Here is a 17429-nt window from a genome sequence, read left to right on the forward strand (position 1 = left end):
CAGGTCAGGTCAGCGCAGCGCTGCCGCGTAGTTCGCGGGCGTCACGCCGAGCAGGCGCACGAAAGCTCGCGTCATATGACTCTGATCGGCAAACCCCGCTGCGGCCGCTGCATCGGCAAGCACGGCGCCCCGCGCGATCCACTGCCTCGCGAGCGCCACGCGGCGCTGCATCCGGTACGCGTGCGGCGGCAGTCCCGTCTCCTGCGCGAAGCCGCGCAACAACTGGAAACGGCTCATGCCGGCCTCGGCGGCGAGGTCGGTCAGCGTAAGCGAAGCGGAAGGATCGTCGTCGATGCGTGCTTTCGCTCGCGCGATCGGCCCCCATGCTTGACGCGGCTTCGAGCGTGCCGGCCGGGTCGCATGAACGCGGATCAGATGCCCGAACAGGTCGAGCAACGCCTCTTCGCGCACCAGATCGTCCGGCACGCATGGCGCTTCCACCGCCACGGCGAACAGACGCTCGAACCGGCGCTTCAGTAACGGGTCGCGCGCCACCGGCTGCGTGAGCTCGATTTCGCGCGCCGCCGTGCCCGTCAGCTCGCTCGCGGCGGCGCTGAACATGGACGGTTCGAAATACAACATGCGCCACGCGCGGCCGCGCTCGTCGAGTGGACTGCCGTCGTGGACTTCGCCGGGGTTGACCATGATCGCGTCGTTGGCCCGCGCTTCGACGAGGCCGCGTCCGCTCGCCGACCGATGCCCGCCGCTGACGATCACGCCGACGCCGAAGCGATCGTGCGAATGCCGCGGAAACGCGTGCGCCGTTTCGGCCACCGTTGCTTCCACGCCGGCAATCGCGCAACGAGGCATATGAACGCGGCCGCGCGGCATGGTCGTCGCTCAGCAGTTGAAGAGAAGTTCGCGCGCGAGGACACGCGAGACCGCGCGAGCCGGGCCGCGTTTCACTGCCGCCCCTCGTCGGTGCGCTCGCCTTCGCGGATCTTGCCTTGCGATACGCTGCTGCCCGGCGGCACGCTATGCGTGAGCCACACGTTGCCGCCGATCACCGAGCCGCGCCCGATCGTCACGCGCCCGAGAATCGTCGCGCCGGCGTAGATCACGACGTCGTCCTCGACGATCGGATGGCGCGCGTTGCCCTTGATCAGCGCGCCGTCGAGGTCCGCGGCGAAACTCTTTGCGCCGAGCGTCACGGCCTGATACACCCGCACGTGCTCGCCGATGATGGCGGTCTCGCCGATCACGACACCCGTGCCGTGGTCGATAAAAAAGCTCGGCCCGATCGTCGCGCCCGGATGAATATCAATGCCGGTTGCAGAGTGCGCGATCTCGTTGATGAAACGCGCGAGCAACGGCACACCCAGCCGATGCAGCGCATGCGCAAGCCGATGATGCGTCATCGCCCACACGCCAGGATAGCAGAGCAGGATTTCGGTGATGTGCTGCGCCGCCGGATCGCCGGTAAAAGCCGCCTGAATGTCGCTGACCAGCAGCGCGCGAATGCCCGGCAGTTGCGTGCCGAATTCACGCGCGACTTCGAACGCGCGCGCCTGCAGATCCGCATCCGGTGTTTCGCCGAACTCGGGCAGAAAGCGCAGAGCGCGGCGAATCTGTTCGGCGAGCAAGCGCAACGTGCTTTCAAGCGTGTGGCCGACGTAGTAGTCGACGGTTTCGTCAGTCAGATCAGGCGCACCGTAGTGCGTGGGAAAGAGCGCCGCGCGCAGGCCGGCAACAATGTTGACTACCGCTTCGCGCGACGGCAGCTCGCGAATGCCGAGCGGATGCCGCGTGCGATGCAACTGTTCACGCGACGCGCGCAGGTCCGCGACGATCTGTTCGAGGCCCCAGTTATGGGCAGGCACATTAGGCATAAAAGGACAGCGCCGCGCGATGAGCGCGGTTCGAAGTGATTATGCCGAGAGATTACCGCGTTTTGCGGCGGCTCGCGCAGCACCGCGAGTTCACGTCATAGGCGACGACATGCGGGCACGTGCAGAAGGCGCTCAGATGGTCACGCTGCTCGCGTCGATCCAGCGCACCGCCCAATCGCGCGCATGGGCAATGGCGTCCGCTTCTTCGGGAAAGCGCAACTCGGTGGGAAAGAAACGGTTGGCGACCAGTTCGCCGTCGCTCGAACGGGAGATGACCACATAAGGTTGCCAGGTGCCATCTACCGCGCGCGCGGGCGCGCAATTTAACAAATAGCCGCGATGTGTGAATGCAGCATCGAAGTGCATGTGTCACCCGCCCTGACGGCCCCGTGAAATGTTTTGAGTAGCGCGCAACGGGCTGCCGGCCATAAAGAAACCGCCGTGCCCTGTGTCGTCAGTTCAACCGCGCTTCGCTCGTCGGAGTAAGATCATACTCTGTAGAAAATACGCGTCCATTAAAAAAAACGAAAAGAAACCGGGACGCAATCGCCAGCAGAATACCCTCTCATGCTGCAGCGGCAAAGGCGCGGTGCAACGTAAAGTGAATCAGGGTTTGTGCGAGGCGGAACGGGTTTTGCTGCACGTCACACCATGTCCTCTTCAAAGGAGCACGCATGATGAACAGCGATATCAACAAGCCAGCAGACACTCACGGTCCGAGTTCGACGGAGTTGCACAACGACCGCACGCACGACAGCACCGTCGACACCGACGGCAAGAATCTCGAAGCCGCGCGCATTGCGGGCCACAGCCCGATCTCGCCGGACGAAATCACCACGAGCAATGCCACGCTCACGAACAGCGTGCCCGAGGCGCTCGACGGCATGGCCGGCTTCGATAGCCGGGTTGGCGGCAATCATCTGCTGCTCGCGCTCGAGCCGGGCTATACGGTGATCGACAAAGGCATGATCGCGCCGCAGGGTGCGTATTCGGCGGACCATCAATACGACGATCCACGGCCGGTCGGCAGCCGCCAGGACCGCGGGCGCATTCATTACGCCCTCAATCATCTGCGGCCCACCCGGCTGATCGAATTACGTCGGGTGAAATAGAACTTTTACGTTGCGTCTGCGTTTGGCTGTGCGCCCGGGTGTGCGTTTGAATTTCTGTGCGTGCCCCGCTTGGTCCGGGTATTGCGAAGCGCGTATCGTTTGATTCACGATGCGCGCTTTTTACTTTGATTAGAAACTCAGGGTTGCAGGACCCACGCGCCGGCGAAGCTTTTTCCCTCTGACGAGAGTCGGCACAATCGGGTGCACGTCAACCCTCAACGGAGCATCAGATGAAAAAAATTGTCGTGATCGGCGCCACCGGCACGCTGGGCCAGGCGGTGAGCGCCGAACTGAAGGCGCGTCACGAAGTGATCGAAGTGGGCGCGACACGCGGCCAGTATCACGTCGACAGTACCGACCCGGCGAGCGTCGAACGGCTATTTCGCGAGATCGGCAAAGTGGACGGCATCGTCACCGCAACCGGCAAGGTGCATTTCGGTCCGCTGCCCGACATGAGCGTCGAACAGTTCTGGGTCGGCCTGCGCGACAAGCTGATGGGACAAATCAACGTGGTGCTCGCGGCCCAGCAATACGTGAACGACGGCGGCTCGTTCACGCTGACGAGCGGCATCATCGGCGACGAGCCGATTCTGCAAGGCGCGAGCGCGACCACCGTCAATCTGGCGCTCGAAGGTTTCGTGCGCGGCGCGGCGATCGAATTACCGCGCGGCATTCGCATCAACGTAGTGAGCCCGACCGTGCTCACCGAAGCGATGGACGCTTATGCGCCCTACTTCCGCGGCTTCGAGCCGGTGACGGCTCAGCGTGCGGCAATGGCTTATCTGCGCAGCGTGGAAGGCGCGCAAACCGGCCGCGTATATCGCGTGGGTTATTGATCGACAAGGATTCGCGCTCCGCGGCGGCGACAGGGTGCGCGTGTTCATGCTGCCTGCGCTTCGTAGACGAACGTGCGCGACGGCAGCACGCGCAGGCTGATTCGCTCGCCCTCTTCGAATTCTCCGCCGATGCGCCCAGATATCACCGAACGCGGTCTTCACACGCAGCAACGAATCGCGGCGACCGTATTCGACGGCGCTCACCAACGCGTCGAACGCATTCGACGCACCGGGCGCGGCGCGCTCCATATCTCGGGACGCAGCGCGACGCTCACGCGTTTGCTGTTGACGCCGGCTATCGGCGCGCCGATCAGACGCAGCCGTTTGCACTCACCAATACGCCTTCGCCCTGCGTGCCTTCGAACTCGAATTCGGCCACGTTGCGATAGCCCATGAAACGCGCATTTCGATCCGCGGCTTCGTATCGAGGTTCGACAGAGGCTCGTCCATCAGAATCAGGTCTGAGCGCCAACCTGTCTGAAACAGTCATTGCGTCTCCTCGCTTCATGGTATGGAAATTTGCCGGCCGGATGCGCTGCGGGCGGGGTCTTTCCATCAACGGAACATAGCGAAGTACGACGGCTGATGCCAACCAAATGCTCGCGGCGGCTCCCGGCTTCAGAAAGCCGCGATTTTCAGTGTCAACCTTGCCGTCGAATGGTTTGCGCGCCGCATCCAAAGGCAAACCCAGTGCCGGGCAGGACCTCCTACGACCGCTTGTCAGGCAGCTAGCCGCCCTGCACGCCTTGCGTGTTCACATACAGCGAATAGAGCCCGTGGCTTGCCGCCATGAACAGCCGGTTGCGATGCCGCCCGCCGAAGCACACATTCGCGCAGCGCTCAGGCAACGCGATGTGGCCGAGCGGCTCGCCTTGCGGCGTGAAGACGCGCACGCCGTCGAGCTCGTCGGTGCCCATGCCCCAGCCGCACCACAAATTGCCCTGCACGTCGACGCGAAAGCCGTCCGGCGTGCCTGGGCCGGCGTCGATCAGCACACGGTTGTTCGCCAGCGCGGTGCCGTTGCCGCCCACATCGAACGCGCGAATCTTGCGCGGCTCGCCACGCGATTCGACGATGTACAGAACCGACTCGTCCGGCGAAAACGCCAGGCCGTTGGGTCCCAGCACGTCGTCGGCAACGACGCTGACTTCGCCGCTCTGACTGTCGACCCGATACACGCATGCCGGTAGTTCGGACTCCTGCTGCTTGCCTTCATAGAAGCCGTCGATACCGAAGGTCGGGTCGCTGAACCAGATCGAGCCGTCCGATTTCACGACCACGTCGTTCGGCGAATTGAAGCGCTTGCCGCGATAATGGTCGGCCAGCACGGTGATCGAGCCGTCGTATTCGGTGCGTGTGACGCGGCGTGTCAGATGCTCGCAACTGACGAGGTGCCCCTGGCGATCACGCGTATGGCCATTCGCATTGTTCGACGACTGGCGAAACGTCGATACCGTGCCACCCGGCTCATCCCACCGCAGGATGCGGTCGTTCGGAATGTCGCTCCACAGCAGATAACGGCCGTCGCCGAACCAGACCGGGCCCTCGGACCAGCGCGCGCCCTGATACAGACACTCGACGGACGCCGAGGCGAGGATCAACGGCTTGAAGCGCGGATCGAACACGCGGATGGAAGGGTCGGGATAGCGTCGGCTGTTGTCGATCATGCTGGCGGTTCAAAATATGGGTTTGCCTGCGCGAATTCGTACTCCAGCGAGCAGCGCCCGCGCGGCCTGGCTGATCTTCGCACGATGCCCGGGTGGCGTCGAACGTGTAGTCGCGCCGGCGTGGCGCGCTGGCTGCGGCACTGCCATGATGGCAACTCACTGCCGCGGCCCGGGAATCCACTCACGGACATCACCAGGAACGTGAGATGGCGTGGGGCGCTCAAGGTAGCACCCGGCTGGAAATGTTGTCAAACAACCGGGACCCGCGCGCGCCGTGCGAATTCTTCGCACTGTTGTTAAGTTCTCAGGCTACCGACCGTCGCTTTTGTATGACAATAGAGGCTGCCGGCAACATTCATGCTGCGTAAACTGGCGGCGCCCACAATAGTTTTCGGCAATTAGTGGAATTGTGACCAATATTTTGGCAAGGCTCGCCAATTAGAACGGTTTCACAATAATGCTGCCAATGACTGGTATCAAAAGGTAGCGACGAGAAAATTGCCGCATTCGCGACCGGCAGCTGTTAATCCGATAGGAAAATCCAGACCAAAAAAACAGTCCATTTATCGCAAAGCGGCAGCCGTAGTCGGTTTGCCAGAGTCATTTCTGACTTTGCGAAATAAATTTTGGTGATAGATTGTACAGACGGAAAACCACCGGACGGAATGCCGACCGCAATTAACCGCAACAGGATGTTTGCGAGCCTGAGAGAGTAAAAAATTGCCGCTACATTTTATCGAGCAGATGGCACCGCTACTGAACGCCGCCGACGAAGCGGAATGGTTCGGTACAATCGCGGGCCTCGTCGAGACATGGGGCTTCGAGAAGCTGTTGATCGCGATGCTGCCGCGCCCGACCATCCGCCTCGAAGACGCGTATGTGCGCAGCACGTACTCGCCCATCTGGCGCCGTACTTACGACGAGCAGGGACTGGTTCACATCGATCCCACGGTCTCGCACTGCGCGACGCGCGCCACCCCGCTAATCTGGTCGCCGGACATTTTCACCACTGCGCCCCAGCAATCCATGTACGAAGAAGCGCGCGCGCACGGATTGCGCGCCGGCGTGACACTGCCGATTCATGGGCCGAACCAGGAAGCCGGCATGATGTGCTTCGTCAATGACAGCAATCCCAACGACGAATTCTGGCAGCATATCAACGTGGCATTGCCGAATCTGGTATTACTGCGCGATCTGGTAATCGATACCAGCCAGCGGCATTTGAATACGCACGCTCAGACCTTGTTGCCCAAATTGACGCCGCGTGAGCGCGAATGCCTGAAATGGACCGCACGCGGCAAATCCACCTGGGAAATCTCCCACATCCTGAACTGTTCGGAAGCCGTGGTGAACTTCCACATGAAGAACATCAGGACCAAATTCGGTGTGAATTCGCGGCGTGCGGCAGCCGTGATTGCAACCCAGCTCGGGCTTATTGACCCGGGTTGAGCAAGGCGGCGGCGTCGCGGCTGTACAGCACTCGCTCGGCGCGGCCCAGATCGGCGTCGGAAACGGTTTTGGTGAAGTACAGGCCGAGCAGGATCGCGACCGGCGCCGGAATTTCGGCACCCGACTCGAAACGGCTGCCACGCGACTGCGTCACGCCGAAGCGGGCCCAGAAGCGGCGCTGGCTCTCTTTTTTCTTTTTACGGTATGCAATGATCAGAACGCGATCCACCGCAGTGGAAGGCTCCGCCGGGCGCGCCTGCAGGCCGGTTTGCGGTTGCCAATGATTTTCGAGAAGTTCCATTTTCGTGTCCTGTCGGTTGAGGGCAGTGCTTGTCTCGAATTCTGCTTTACCCGATAAGCATGCACACCTATCCAGGTAGGTAGGTGGCGGAACGATTCAAAATGCATAAGTTTTCTTGCGTATTGGGTACCCAACACGTTCAGGAGAACGTCATGCAAACAGCAATCCGGATTGGAATGCGTCAGGAATTCAACAACGCGGACATTAACGAGATGTATCGGCTGAGAGCCCGGGTTTTTCACGGGCGGCTCGGGTGGGACATTCCGACCATCGCCGGCATGGAGATCGACGGCTACGATGCGCTCGGACCGCACTACATGCTGATCCAGGGCGACGACGGGCAGGTGCGCGGCTGTTGGCGCCTGATGCCGACCGAAGGCCCGAACATGCTGAAGGACACTTTCCCGCAGTTGCTGCACGGCGCGGCGGCGCCGGTTGGGCGGCACATCTGGGAATTGAGCCGCTTCGCGATCGAAACCGGCGGCGAAGAGCAGTCGTTCGGCTTCGCGGACCTGACGATGCAGGCCATTCACGAGCTGGTGACGTTCGCCGACCGGATGGGCATCACGCGTTACGTCACGGTGACCACCACGCCGATCGAGCGGCTGCTGCGCAAGACCGGTATCGAGATCAGCCGGCTCGGGTCGCCGTTGCAGATCGGCGTTGAACGGGCCGTGGCGCTGGACATCGCGGTGAGCCCGAAGACTCGTACCGCGCTGTTCGGACCGATGGCCGCTGCCGCGTAACCGCTGCCTCGCCGTCTTGTTTCGCCGCCCGTTCGCAGCCGCGAGCGGGCGGTTTGACTGTCGTGCCAGGGTCGCGCCGACCAGCAGTGGCCATGACGCTTCGTTCCGGGCGCGCAGCGCCGGGGCGCGGAAGACACAGCACCCGAACATTCGCTCGGGCGCGTTCGCGAGATGCGCTCGATCATCGGCGGGCCAGAGCAGCTTGTCTGAGTCGGCTCCGAGTGTAAGGCAAACCCGGCGCTGGCCTGATGACGGATAGGCTTGCCGAATTGGAGCAAAGCCGCTCATGCTTGCTGCCCGGCGCTTATCGGGCAAGATGCTCTACCGCGAAATTTGACAGGAACTTGATTTACATCCAAGTTGAGCGAATGTTGTTCAGCGAACATTTATGCATGCATTGCCAATAAAGTGTGCCCAGCCATTCGAAACGGCGGCGGCATCCAGTTTTTTCAGACGCGGAGTTGAAATGTACACACGCATCCTTGTAGCGGTAGACGGCAGCAATACCTCGCGCCGTGCGTTCGAAGCAGCGCTTGCGCTCGCCAAATCCAACGGCGCGGTCCTGCAACCGTTCTATGTCGTCGAGAACACGCCGCTCTATTTCGAAGCGCCCGGCTACGATCCGTCGGTATTGCGCAACCGCCTCGTCGAGGAAGGCAAGGAACTCGGCGCCGAATTCGCCAAGGCCATGCTCGACCAGGGCGTGAAGGGCGAACTCGCGATAGGCGAGGCATCGTCGCTCGACGACGTTTCGGCGGTGGTGCTCAAGGCCGCAGCCGATTTCAAGGCCGACCTGCTGGTCATGGGCACGCACGGACGGCGCGGCGTACAGCGTCTGATCCTCGGCAGTGTCGCCGAGCGCTGCGTGCGGCAGGCGAGCTTGCCCGTGCTCCTCGTACCGTCCGCCGCAGCGAAGACCGGCGACGCGGACTGAACGCATCGGCGCACACAGTGCGTGCTGCGTGTTCGCCGCCCGTGCGCCGGATCTGTAAAGCGCGACATGCCGTAAAAGCGCGAGCAGGTCCGGTCTGCTCGCCATGAACAGCAGTTCAACCCGAATCACCGCCAGCGATATCGATCAAGATACCTAACTGCTCGACGCGTCATTTTGTCGCTAAGCGGGCGGTGTGGCCGGTGGGACAATCCCTCATTACCTGACCATTGGCTGCAGAACATGCTCACTCCTACTGCTGTTACGCGCACCGACGGAACCCCCGAATCCGCCACATCCGTTGCAAATGCACTGCCGGCACGCGGCGGCCGCCGTGCGGCGTCGTCACGGGCAAGCACGCGCACCGCTGCCCGCTGTTCGAGTTGCGCCATGCGGCAACTGTGCATGCCTCATGGCCTGTCGCCCGACGAACTGGGCAAGCTCGAAACGCTCATTTGCTCCGCGCGCTCCGTGCCGCGCGGCGAAGCGCTGTATCGCAGCGGCGACCGCTTCGACAATATTTACGCAGTGCGTTCCGGTTCGATGAAAACCGTCATGGCGCACCGTGGCGGCCGTGAGCAGGTCACGGGTCTGCGCCTGGCCGGCGAAGCGCTCGGCCTCGACGGCATCAGCGATGACCTGCACGCCTGCAGCGCCGTCGCGCTCGAAGACAGCACCGTGTGCATCGTGCCCTACACCGCACTCAAGTCGCTGTGCCGCGAAATCGGTTCGATGCAGGAGCGCATGCATAAGCTGCTGGGCGAGCAGATCGTTCGGGAAGCCGCGCAGATGATGGTGCTCGGCTCGCTCTCGGCAGACGAACGGGTCGCGGCATTCCTGCTCGACGTGTCGGAGCGCAATGCACAGCGAGGGTATTCGTCCGCGGAATTCAACCTGCGCATGACCCGCGAAGACATGGGCAGCTACCTCGGCATGACGCTTGAAACCGTGAGCCGCACCCTGTCAAGATTTCAAAAGCGCGGCCTGATCGACACACAGGGCAAGCATATCCGGATCGTCGATCTGGAAGGCTTGCGGCAAGTCTAGACCGCCGGCGGGCGCGCCGCCGGCGCCGCCCGCCCATCTTTTTTGACGCGCTTTCGTCTTGGCATGGCTCCTGCGAGCGGGTACAGTCTTTAGTCCCGTCCCCCGCAAGGAGACCCGGCGAATGAATCGCGACCCCGCCCCGCATCACCCGCTCGTCCAGCGCCTGATCGAAGCGCGTCAAGTGACCGACGCCCTGTTTTCCATCGTCAAACCCGAGTTTCTGTATGAGCGGCCGATCCGCGAACGCCACCGGATCGTGTTTTACATCGGCCATCTGGAAGCTTTCGACCGTAATCTTTTCGATCAGCGCCTGTGCGACCTGCCTGCGTTCGATCCGGATCTGGATCGGCTTTTTGCGTTCGGCATCGACCCTGTGGATGGTGGTTTTCCAACCGACCAACCCGGCGACTGGCCGTCGCTCGACATCGTTCGCGGCTACGCGCAGCGCGCGCGCGAGCAGATCGACCGCGAGCTCGACGCGCTGACGCAGGCTGCGCAACTCGGCCGCGGCGGCGCGCGAGCCGAGGCCTCCGGGCAATTGCTGAACGTCGCAATCGAGCATCGGTTAATGCATGCCGAAACGCTGGCGTACATGCTGCATCAGTTGCCTCTCGCGGAAAAAGTCACCGAACTGCGCGAGCCCGTCGTGACGCGCGCCGGACCACGCGACGCGTTGTCGTCGATGGTCAGCGTGCCGGCGGGTACGGCCGTTCTCGGCATGTCGCGTGACGCCGGCCGCTTCGGTTGGGACAACGAGTTCGGCGAAATGCATGTGGACGTGCCCGCTTTCGAGATCGATCGCTACATGGTGACGAACGGCGTGTTTCGCGAGTTCATCGAGGCAGGCGGTTATCGCGAGCCGAAGTGGTGGTCGGAGAAGGATTGGGCCTGGAGGGAGGCCGGGCATATCGAGCATCCCGCCTGCTGGTCGCGGCGCGGCGCACGCAGCACAGACGGCAAAGACAATGAAAGCAGCGCATGGACGCTGCGCACCATGTTCGACGAAGTCCCGCTGCCGCTCGACTGGCCCGCCTACGTAAGTCACGCCGAAGCCAGCGCCTACGCGCGCTGGGCCGGCAAAGCGCTACCCACCGAGGCGCAATGGCAACGTGCGGCACACGGCGCACCGCACGCCGTGTCGGGTAATTTCGATTTTCGGAGCTGGAACCCCCAACCAGTGGACGCGTTTCCGGAAAACGTCAGCGCGTTCGGCGTGGAAGGTCAATTCGGCAATGGCTGGGAGTGGACCTCGACGGTATTCGACGCGCTGCCCGGCTTCGAAGCCTTTGAATTCTATCCCGGCTATTCCGCCAACTTTTTCGACGGCCAGCATTATGTGATCAAAGGCGGTTCGGCGCGCACCGCGCAGTGCATGTTGCGGCCGGCTTTCCGAAACTGGTTTCAGCCGCATTACCAGTATGTGTATGCGGGATTTCGGTGTGTGAAGGACCCGACTGTCCAGTAAGACCCGCTCACACCCGAATGGCACCCATCTGCGCGAAGCGAGTCACGCAGTCACTTTGCCTGACTCGCGACCGGGACCCACTGGTCGAACTGCGTCTTGTTCTGGGTCTTCCAGTCAGCCTCGACCATTTTGTGATCGACCATCCGGATACCGGGATTCGTGAAGCGGATGAGCGGCGGCATGGCTGCAATGACCACGGCGACCTCTCCCGGCACGGTGCCGACGCCGGCATGAAGATCGGGAACGGGGCACCGCGTGCAGTGCGTCGATGTTTGCTTCGAGCAGCTTCTGTATCGGCCACTTGATGCCCCCCCATTCGCCCACGCACAAGCTTTTGTACGCGGCCACCCAAGTGTATCTATTCTGTCGCTCGTACGATCTGTCATCGGTTGCGTTCCACCGATCGCACACTCTTACGGAGCTTAGAAAGCATGCTGCACGAACTGCCGGCCATCGAGAAAAATGTTCACTGGGGATATTTTGACGCGGCGCTAGCGCCCGCACTGATCGTGGAGAGCGGCGACTTCGTTCGCGCGGAAGCGGTCACGCATCATGCAGGCGACGCCCCCGAGCTCATGATGGACGACAGGGTGCGCGCGCTCTACGACACGATTCCCGAAGCCGATCGCCAACCCGGCGTGCATCTGATGACCGGGCCGATCTTCGTGAAAGACGCGAAGCCCGGCGATCTGCTCGAAGTGCGCTATCTGCAAATGATTCCCCGCTTCAACTACGGCTCGAATCTCGCGGCACACTGGGGTCATCTGTTCACCGACTTCGAGAAGGAACGCGTCACTATCTACGAACTCGATCAGGCATCGAACACGGCTCACGCGCTGTATGCGTATGACTATCCCGGCAAATATCTCGTGCCGGGCAAGCGCTCGGAGATCCGCGACTGCTGCCGCGAACTCGCGCTCGAAGGCATTCGCGTACCGGTGCGCCCTCATCTGGGCACGGCAGGCGTCGCGCCTGATGTGGCGGGCCGCGTGAGCACCGTGCCGCCGGGCGCGCACGGTGGCAATATCGATAACTGGCGCATCGGCGCGGGTTCCACCATGTACTACCCGGTCGCCGTGGACGGCGGCTTGTTCTCGATCGGCGACCCGCACGTATCGCAAGGCGACGGCGAAATCAGCGGCACCGCGATCGAAGCGTCGCTCAACGTGATGTTCCAGATCGTGCTGCGGCGCGACTTCACATTTCCCTCGCCGCTACTGGAAACGCCGGACTACTGGATCGTGCACGGCTTCGACGAAGACCTCGACGTCGCGACCAAAAACGCTTCACGCGACATGTTGCTGCTGCTTACCGGGCAGCAAGGCCTCTCGCGCGACGACGCCTATTCGCTAATGAGCGTCGCCGCGGATTTCTCCGTCACCCAGGTGGTCGACGGCCGCCAGGGCATTCACTGCAAGATCCCCCGCAGCATCTTTCCTCCGAAGAAAAAGCCTCGTGCGTGAGCCGTGCATGCGCGCTACGGCAGCGCGTAACCGCACTGCTGCGGCGCTGCGCCACAACTGTGCGGAAACGCACCGTGATAGCGCACCGCCCTAGCGCGGCGTGGTAGCGCTAACGGTGTTGTTACCGATGGCACGGACATTGCCTTTCAATCAGTCGACTGACGTTCGTCAGGGTCCGGGAGCCACGGTTGGACTTACTGCGTTTCACCACCGAGTCGTACGCCGAAGTAGATCGCCTGCGCGCATGGAACGAGGCGCTCGACCGGCTTGGCCTGCGTTGCGGCACGCCTCAGACGGCCGCGCGCCACTCGCATGGAACCATCAAATCGCGCAAGTCGAGCAACGGCTTCGAGTTGATCTCGCTGGCCGCGTTCGCGCAAACCATCGAGCTCAAGGTCGACGGTGCCGATAGCCTCGTGATAATGCTGCATCTCGACGGCGGCGTGACGCTCGTCGCCGACGGTGTACGCACGCGGGTTGCGACCGGTGACATTGTTTATGCGTCCTCGCGCGAGGAAGCGCTTCTGTCGTTCGCCTCCGACTTCCGCGCGTTCGTGATCCGCGTGCCCCGCGCCGCCATCAACGCGCGCCTTCTTACGCCGTTCTCACTGCGCGCCGGACGTTTGCCCGGAGACGCCGGCATCGGTCACGTGTTCTCCGGTTTTCTGCGCTCGATTGCCGAAAGCGTGGAGACGTTGTCACTCGACGATCTGCGTCCCCTCGAACTCGCGCTCGCGGAGTTCCTGGTCGCCAGCCTCGTCGGTCACGACAAGGAAGGCAGCTTCAGCGGGCTCACGCCATCTCAGGCCGCGCTTTTTTCGCGCGTATGTCGAACCATCGAAGGCAATCTCGCTGACCCCGATCTCGGACTGACATCGATAGCCAAAGACGAGCGTGTCTCGCCGCGTTATATGCAGAAACTGTTCGAAGCGGTCGGACAGAATTTCTCGACCTATTTGCGCTCACGCAGACTGGAGCGCTGCCGCGCGGATCTGGTCAATCCCCTGTATGAAAAGCTGTCGATTGCGGATGTCTGCTTCCGCTGGGGCTTCAACGATCCCGCGTATTTCAGCCGGGCATTTCGCGAGCAATATGGCGCGTCGCCGCGCACTTTCCGGCATGAAGCGAGCCTTGAACTGGCGCGCCATCTGGTGCGGCGAATCTCGCGCGGACTGCCTGTCAATGCCGGCAGTCTGCTCGTGCATGCACAACTCGCCGGGCAGGCAGCCGCTCATGAAATTGCGGACGAGACCGACACAGCAGAACCACCTGAGGCGCCTTCCCCGCCACCGCCCCGCGAGTCCGGCAAGCCGCGCCACCACCTGTTGCGCGCGACGGCCAACACGATTCACTGGGGTTACTTCAGTCACGATCTGAAGCCCGTGCTCGAACTGAACAGCGGCGACACGGTGACGATCGAAACCCTCACGCAACACGCGTCGGACGACTGGGAGCGCATGGTGCAGGGCGATCCCGGCGCCGAAAGCGTGTTCCACTGGACCGCCGCGCGCAAGAACGTCAACCGCCGCGGCGCGGGCCCGATGGACGCGTCCATTTACGGACGTGGCGCGGGAGAAGGCTTCGGCGTGCATATCTGCACCGGGCCGATTGCCGTGCGCGGCGCGGAGCCCGGCGACGTGCTGGAGGTGCGAATCCTCGACATTCACCCGCGCCGCTGCGCCAATCCGAAATTCGCCGGCCGTGCGTTCGGCAGCAATGCCGCTGCCTGGTGGGGCTTCCACTATCGCGAGTTGTTGACCGAGCCGAAACCGCGCGAGGTCGTCACCATCTATGAACTCGACGCCGACGCTACGGCGGGCGAAACCGCCTGCGCGCGCGCCGTCTATAACTTCCGCTGGACACCTCAGCGCGATCCCTTTGGCGTCATGCATCCGACGATCGACTATCCCGGCGTGCCAGTCGATCATTCGACGGTAGTCGAGAATCACGACATCCTGAAGAATGTCCAGATTCCGGTGCGTCCGCACTTCGGCGTGATCACCGTCGCGCCGCAGCAGGACGGTCTGATCGATTCGATTCCGCCGTCCACGTTCGGCGGAAATCTCGACAACTGGCGCGTCACGCGCGGAGCGAGCGTGTTCTTGCCAGTCGGAGTGCCCGGCGCACTGCTCTCCGTGGGCGACCCGCATGCGTCGCAAGGGGACTCGGAACTGTGCGGTACCGCGATCGAGTGCTCGCTCACCGGCGACTTCCAGCTGGTGCTTCACAAGAAAGAGACGCTCGGCACGCAGGTATTTTCGGACCTCACCTATCCGCTGGTCGAAACCGCCGAGGAATGGGTTCTTCACGGCTTCAGCTATCCGAACTATCTGGCCGAGTTCGGCACCAGTGCGCAAAGCGCCGTGTACGAAAAATCCACTCTCGATCTCGCGATGCGCGACGCGTTCATCAAAACGCGGCGCTTCCTGATGACGACCAAGGGCCTTTCCGAAGACGAGGCGATCTCGCTGATCTCGGTCGCAGTCGACTTCGGCGTGACACAGGTGGTGGACGGCAACTGGGGCGTGCACGCGATCATCAGGAAGTCGCTCTTCACCGCGTGAAATAAGGAGTATTGGCCTTCAATGCGCGTGCGTACAAGAGTTTGTTCGCAGCAAGCCCGATGCGGCGATTTTGGCTTCCCTACCATGAGTTCTGACGTGAACACAGGCGTACGCGCCGTTCAACAGGACTCACTGGACCATGCATTCTCCCGCACATCGCGCGCTGCCCGGCCACGGGCGCTTTCAATATTCGCCGATCAACGGCCGCCCGCTTTACCGCTGGCCTGACGGATCGCGGCTGGCGGTCTATATCGGCTTCAACATCGAGCACTTTGCGTTCGGCGAGGGACTGGGGCCGACTATCGGTCCGGTGATGCCGCAGCCCGATGTGCTGAATCACGCGTGGCGCGAATACGCATTGCGGGTGGGCGCATGGCGCTGTCTGGATCTCTTCGATGACCTCGCGCTGCCGGTCGCAGCCATCATCAATACGGCGCTCTACGATCATTGCCCCGATCTGGTCGCCGCGTTCGCGCAGCGTGGCGATGAACTCGTCGCGCACGGCCATACGAATTCGGAACGACAAGGAACGCTGACCGAAGACGACGAACGTGCGCTGATCGTGGCGTGTCGCGAGCGGATCGCCGCGGAGAGCGCGCAGCAGCCGGCGGGCTGGTTATCGCCGTGGCTCTCGGAGAGTCACGTCACCAGCGATCTGGTGGCCGAAGCGGGTTACCAGTACACGCTCAACTGGTGTCACGACGATCAGCCCACGCGTCTGCTGACGCGCAACGGTCAGCCGCTGTGGTCGATTCCGTATCAGGAAGAAGTCAACGATATCCCGATGATCCTTGCGCGCCAGATGGACGCCAAGTCATTCGCCGATCTGGTGATCGACCACTTCGAGGAAATGCTGCGGCAATCCGCGCGGGAACCGCTGGTGATGGGCATTGCATTGCATGCGTACCTGATGGGACAGCCGCATCGTTTGTGTCACTTGCGGCGGGCACTCGAACACATTGCCCGCGCGCGCGACGAAGGCCGGATCTGCATCACTACGCCGGGTTCTATTGCAAGCCACATGGATTTTCTAGGCCATTAGTTCACTTCATTCTCATTTCGCAATACCGCCTCTATCGCTCGTATTCCGTTTTCAACCTCAATAGGGATTCGCCATGTTCATGTCAAAGGCAATCAAGCTGCTGTTATGCGCCGTTACCGGCCTTCTCCTCGCACAAGGCGCGTCGGCGCAATCGTGCGAACCATCCAAAGTGGCCCAGAAATATCCGTCGCTTGCGGGCAAGACCATCAAGATCGGCGTGGACCCCGAGTCGCCGCCGTATGCATTTCGTGACAGCAAGGATTTCAACAAGATCATCGGCGCCGATGCCGACATGGCTCGCGCCGTGTTCGACTGCGCCGGCGTGAAAACGGAGTTCTTCACCGCTGGCTGGCCGGGGCTGCTGCCCGCGCTGCGCGCCGGACAGATCGACGTGATGTGGGACCTGCTGTACTACACACCGGAACGCGCGAAGGAAACGACCTTCGTCACGTATATGCAGGCCGGCACCGGCGGTCTGGTGGCGGCCGGCAATCCCAAGAAGATCGATGACATCTCGAAGCTCTGCGGCCTCACGGTCACGGCAGGCATCGGCACCGTCGAGCTGACAATGGCGCAAGCGCAAGCCACCAAATGCAAAGCCGAAGGCAAACCCGATGTGACCATCATGACGTCCGCCGATATCGCGTCGGGCGCGCGCCTCGTCGCCAGTCATCGCGCCGACGTGATGATGTACGACCTGGCGCTCGTCGACGGTCTCGCGAAACAGAACCCGCAGCTCTACACCCGCGGCTTCATGGTGACGAGCGGCATGAAGATCGGCGTGGGCGTGAAGAAAGGCAACGCCGACATGATCGCCGCCGTGTCCGATGGACTCAGGATCATGCAGGCCAATCAGACGCAGAAGAAAACCTTTCAGCAGTACGGCGTGGATCCGTCGCTGGAAATGCCGGCCACACTGCTTACTCAATAAAGGCTGCCTGCGCGGCACACTGTGTCGTGTGCCGGCAGCGTCATGA

Annotated in this window: 16 protein-coding genes and 2 pseudogenes; 11 read left to right on the forward strand and 7 right to left on the reverse strand. The window is 62.2% G+C overall.

What is annotated here, in order from left to right; translation table 11 throughout:
* Positions 1 to 9: 9 nt before the first annotated feature.
* From BXE_RS33825 to BXE_RS33835, 3 genes are all read right to left on the reverse strand, one after another.
* Positions 10 to 831: an AraC family transcriptional regulator gene (locus BXE_RS33825; protein WP_011492624.1), complete on the reverse strand. Its 822-nt coding sequence runs from the start codon at positions 829 to 831 to the stop codon at positions 10 to 12.
* Between the two features lie 71 nt (positions 832 to 902).
* Positions 903 to 1829 carry a serine O-acetyltransferase EpsC gene (epsC, locus tag BXE_RS33830; RefSeq protein WP_011492625.1) on the reverse strand — a complete coding sequence of 309 codons (927 nt, stop codon included), beginning with the start codon at positions 1827 to 1829 and terminating at the stop codon, positions 903 to 905.
* Between the two features lie 132 nt (positions 1830 to 1961).
* Complete coding sequence (locus tag BXE_RS33835; protein WP_011492626.1) at positions 1962 to 2195, reverse strand: hypothetical protein; 234 nt, start codon at positions 2193 to 2195, stop codon at positions 1962 to 1964.
* 311 nt (positions 2196 to 2506) lie between these two features.
* Between BXE_RS33835 and BXE_RS33840 the strand changes: the two genes are divergently transcribed.
* Positions 2507 to 2941, forward strand: a complete 435-nt coding sequence (locus tag BXE_RS33840) for a DUF3005 domain-containing protein (protein WP_040125194.1) — start codon at positions 2507 to 2509, stop codon at positions 2939 to 2941.
* A 230-nt stretch (positions 2942 to 3171) separates the two neighbouring features.
* Positions 3172 to 3777: a short chain dehydrogenase gene (locus BXE_RS33845; protein ID WP_011492628.1), complete on the forward strand. Its 606-nt coding sequence runs from the start codon at positions 3172 to 3174 to the stop codon at positions 3775 to 3777.
* Between the two features lie 44 nt (positions 3778 to 3821).
* Here the strand turns inward: BXE_RS33845 and BXE_RS48290 are convergent.
* Together BXE_RS48290 and BXE_RS33855 are read right to left on the reverse strand one after the other, a co-directional pair.
* A pseudogene (locus BXE_RS48290) lies at positions 3822 to 4180 on the reverse strand (spermidine/putrescine ABC transporter ATP-binding protein); the annotation flags it as partial.
* A gap of 325 nt (positions 4181 to 4505) precedes the next feature.
* A complete protein-coding gene (locus tag BXE_RS33855; RefSeq protein ID WP_011492630.1) occupies positions 4506 to 5444 on the reverse strand; it encodes an SMP-30/gluconolactonase/LRE family protein in 939 nt (312 codons plus the stop codon).
* Positions 5445 to 6188: 744 nt separating this feature from the next.
* Here BXE_RS33855 and BXE_RS33860 point away from each other — a divergent pair.
* On the forward strand, positions 6189 to 6893 hold the full coding sequence (locus BXE_RS33860; RefSeq protein WP_011492631.1) for a helix-turn-helix transcriptional regulator: 705 nt from the start codon (positions 6189 to 6191) through the stop codon (positions 6891 to 6893).
* Here the strand turns inward: BXE_RS33860 and BXE_RS33865 are convergent.
* Positions 6877 to 7194, reverse strand: coding sequence for a hypothetical protein (locus tag BXE_RS33865; protein ID WP_011492632.1), 318 nt, complete (start codon positions 7192 to 7194; stop codon positions 6877 to 6879). The genes BXE_RS33860 and BXE_RS33865 overlap by 17 nt on opposite strands.
* Before the next feature lie 152 nt (positions 7195 to 7346).
* Between BXE_RS33865 and BXE_RS33870 the strand changes: the two genes are divergently transcribed.
* The 4 genes from BXE_RS33870 (at position 7347) to BXE_RS33885 (ending at position 11383) form a co-directional block, all read left to right on the forward strand.
* Positions 7347 to 7940 carry an acyl-homoserine-lactone synthase gene (locus tag BXE_RS33870; protein ID WP_011492633.1) on the forward strand — a complete coding sequence of 198 codons (594 nt, stop codon included), beginning with the start codon at positions 7347 to 7349 and terminating at the stop codon, positions 7938 to 7940.
* A gap of 466 nt (positions 7941 to 8406) precedes the next feature.
* A complete protein-coding gene (locus BXE_RS33875; RefSeq protein ID WP_011492634.1) occupies positions 8407 to 8874 on the forward strand; it encodes a universal stress protein in 468 nt (155 codons plus the stop codon).
* A 387-nt stretch (positions 8875 to 9261) separates the two neighbouring features.
* Positions 9262 to 9918 (forward strand): helix-turn-helix domain-containing protein, encoded by a 657-nt coding sequence (locus BXE_RS33880; protein WP_040124437.1) that lies wholly within the window; start codon positions 9262 to 9264, stop codon positions 9916 to 9918.
* A gap of 121 nt (positions 9919 to 10039) precedes the next feature.
* A complete protein-coding gene (locus BXE_RS33885; RefSeq protein WP_011492636.1) occupies positions 10040 to 11383 on the forward strand; it encodes an SUMF1/EgtB/PvdO family nonheme iron enzyme in 1344 nt (447 codons plus the stop codon).
* 116 nt (positions 11384 to 11499) lie between these two features.
* Here BXE_RS33885 and BXE_RS48075 read toward each other — a convergent pair.
* Positions 11500 to 11610, reverse strand: a pseudogene (locus tag BXE_RS48075) (proline/glycine betaine ABC transporter permease); the annotation flags it as partial.
* 204 nt (positions 11611 to 11814) lie between these two features.
* On the opposite strand from BXE_RS48075, the gene BXE_RS33890 reads away from it, so the two are divergent.
* From BXE_RS33890 to BXE_RS33905, 4 genes are all read left to right on the forward strand, one after another.
* Complete coding sequence (locus BXE_RS33890; protein WP_007178116.1) at positions 11815 to 12846, forward strand: acetamidase/formamidase family protein; 1032 nt, start codon at positions 11815 to 11817, stop codon at positions 12844 to 12846.
* Positions 12847 to 13034: 188 nt separating this feature from the next.
* Positions 13035 to 15410 carry an acetamidase/formamidase family protein gene (locus BXE_RS33895; RefSeq protein WP_011492637.1) on the forward strand — a complete coding sequence of 792 codons (2376 nt, stop codon included), beginning with the start codon at positions 13035 to 13037 and terminating at the stop codon, positions 15408 to 15410.
* 139 nt (positions 15411 to 15549) lie between these two features.
* Positions 15550 to 16452, forward strand: coding sequence for a polysaccharide deacetylase family protein (locus BXE_RS33900; protein WP_011492638.1), 903 nt, complete (start codon positions 15550 to 15552; stop codon positions 16450 to 16452).
* Between the two features lie 73 nt (positions 16453 to 16525).
* Complete coding sequence (locus BXE_RS33905) at positions 16526 to 17383, forward strand: ABC transporter substrate-binding protein (protein WP_011492639.1); 858 nt, start codon at positions 16526 to 16528, stop codon at positions 17381 to 17383.
* Positions 17384 to 17429 lie beyond the last annotated feature (46 nt).

The sequence above is a fragment of the Paraburkholderia xenovorans LB400 genome, from assembly GCF_000013645.1.
GTDB classification, from domain to species: domain Bacteria; phylum Pseudomonadota; class Gammaproteobacteria; order Burkholderiales; family Burkholderiaceae; genus Paraburkholderia; species Paraburkholderia xenovorans.

Bases quoted from the DNA above. Each gene is read 5' to 3' on its own strand.
- BXE_RS33825 (WP_011492624.1), bottom strand. From the start codon at position 831: ATGCCGCGCGGCCGCGTTCATATGCCTCGTTGCGCGATTGCCGGCGTG.
- epsC (WP_011492625.1), bottom strand. From the start codon at position 1,829: ATGCCTAATGTGCCTGCCCATAACTGGGGCCTCGAACAGATCGTCGCG.
- BXE_RS33835 (WP_011492626.1), bottom strand. From the start codon at position 2,195: ATGCACTTCGATGCTGCATTCACACATCGCGGCTATTTGTTAAATTGC.
- BXE_RS33840 (WP_040125194.1), top strand. From the start codon at position 2,507: ATGAACAGCGATATCAACAAGCCAGCAGACACTCACGGTCCGAGTTCG.
- BXE_RS33845 (WP_011492628.1), top strand. From the start codon at position 3,172: ATGAAAAAAATTGTCGTGATCGGCGCCACCGGCACGCTGGGCCAGGCG.
- BXE_RS33855 (WP_011492630.1), bottom strand. From the start codon at position 5,444: ATGATCGACAACAGCCGACGCTATCCCGACCCTTCCATCCGCGTGTTC.
- BXE_RS33860 (WP_011492631.1), top strand. From the start codon at position 6,189: ATGGCACCGCTACTGAACGCCGCCGACGAAGCGGAATGGTTCGGTACA.
- BXE_RS33865 (WP_011492632.1), bottom strand. From the start codon at position 7,194: ATGGAACTTCTCGAAAATCATTGGCAACCGCAAACCGGCCTGCAGGCG.
- BXE_RS33870 (WP_011492633.1), top strand. From the start codon at position 7,347: ATGCAAACAGCAATCCGGATTGGAATGCGTCAGGAATTCAACAACGCG.
- BXE_RS33875 (WP_011492634.1), top strand. From the start codon at position 8,407: ATGTACACACGCATCCTTGTAGCGGTAGACGGCAGCAATACCTCGCGC.
- BXE_RS33880 (WP_040124437.1), top strand. From the start codon at position 9,262: ATGCGGCAACTGTGCATGCCTCATGGCCTGTCGCCCGACGAACTGGGC.
- BXE_RS33885 (WP_011492636.1), top strand. From the start codon at position 10,040: ATGAATCGCGACCCCGCCCCGCATCACCCGCTCGTCCAGCGCCTGATC.
- BXE_RS33890 (WP_007178116.1), top strand. From the start codon at position 11,815: ATGCTGCACGAACTGCCGGCCATCGAGAAAAATGTTCACTGGGGATAT.
- BXE_RS33900 (WP_011492638.1), top strand. From the start codon at position 15,550: ATGCATTCTCCCGCACATCGCGCGCTGCCCGGCCACGGGCGCTTTCAA.
- BXE_RS33905 (WP_011492639.1), top strand. From the start codon at position 16,526: ATGTTCATGTCAAAGGCAATCAAGCTGCTGTTATGCGCCGTTACCGGC.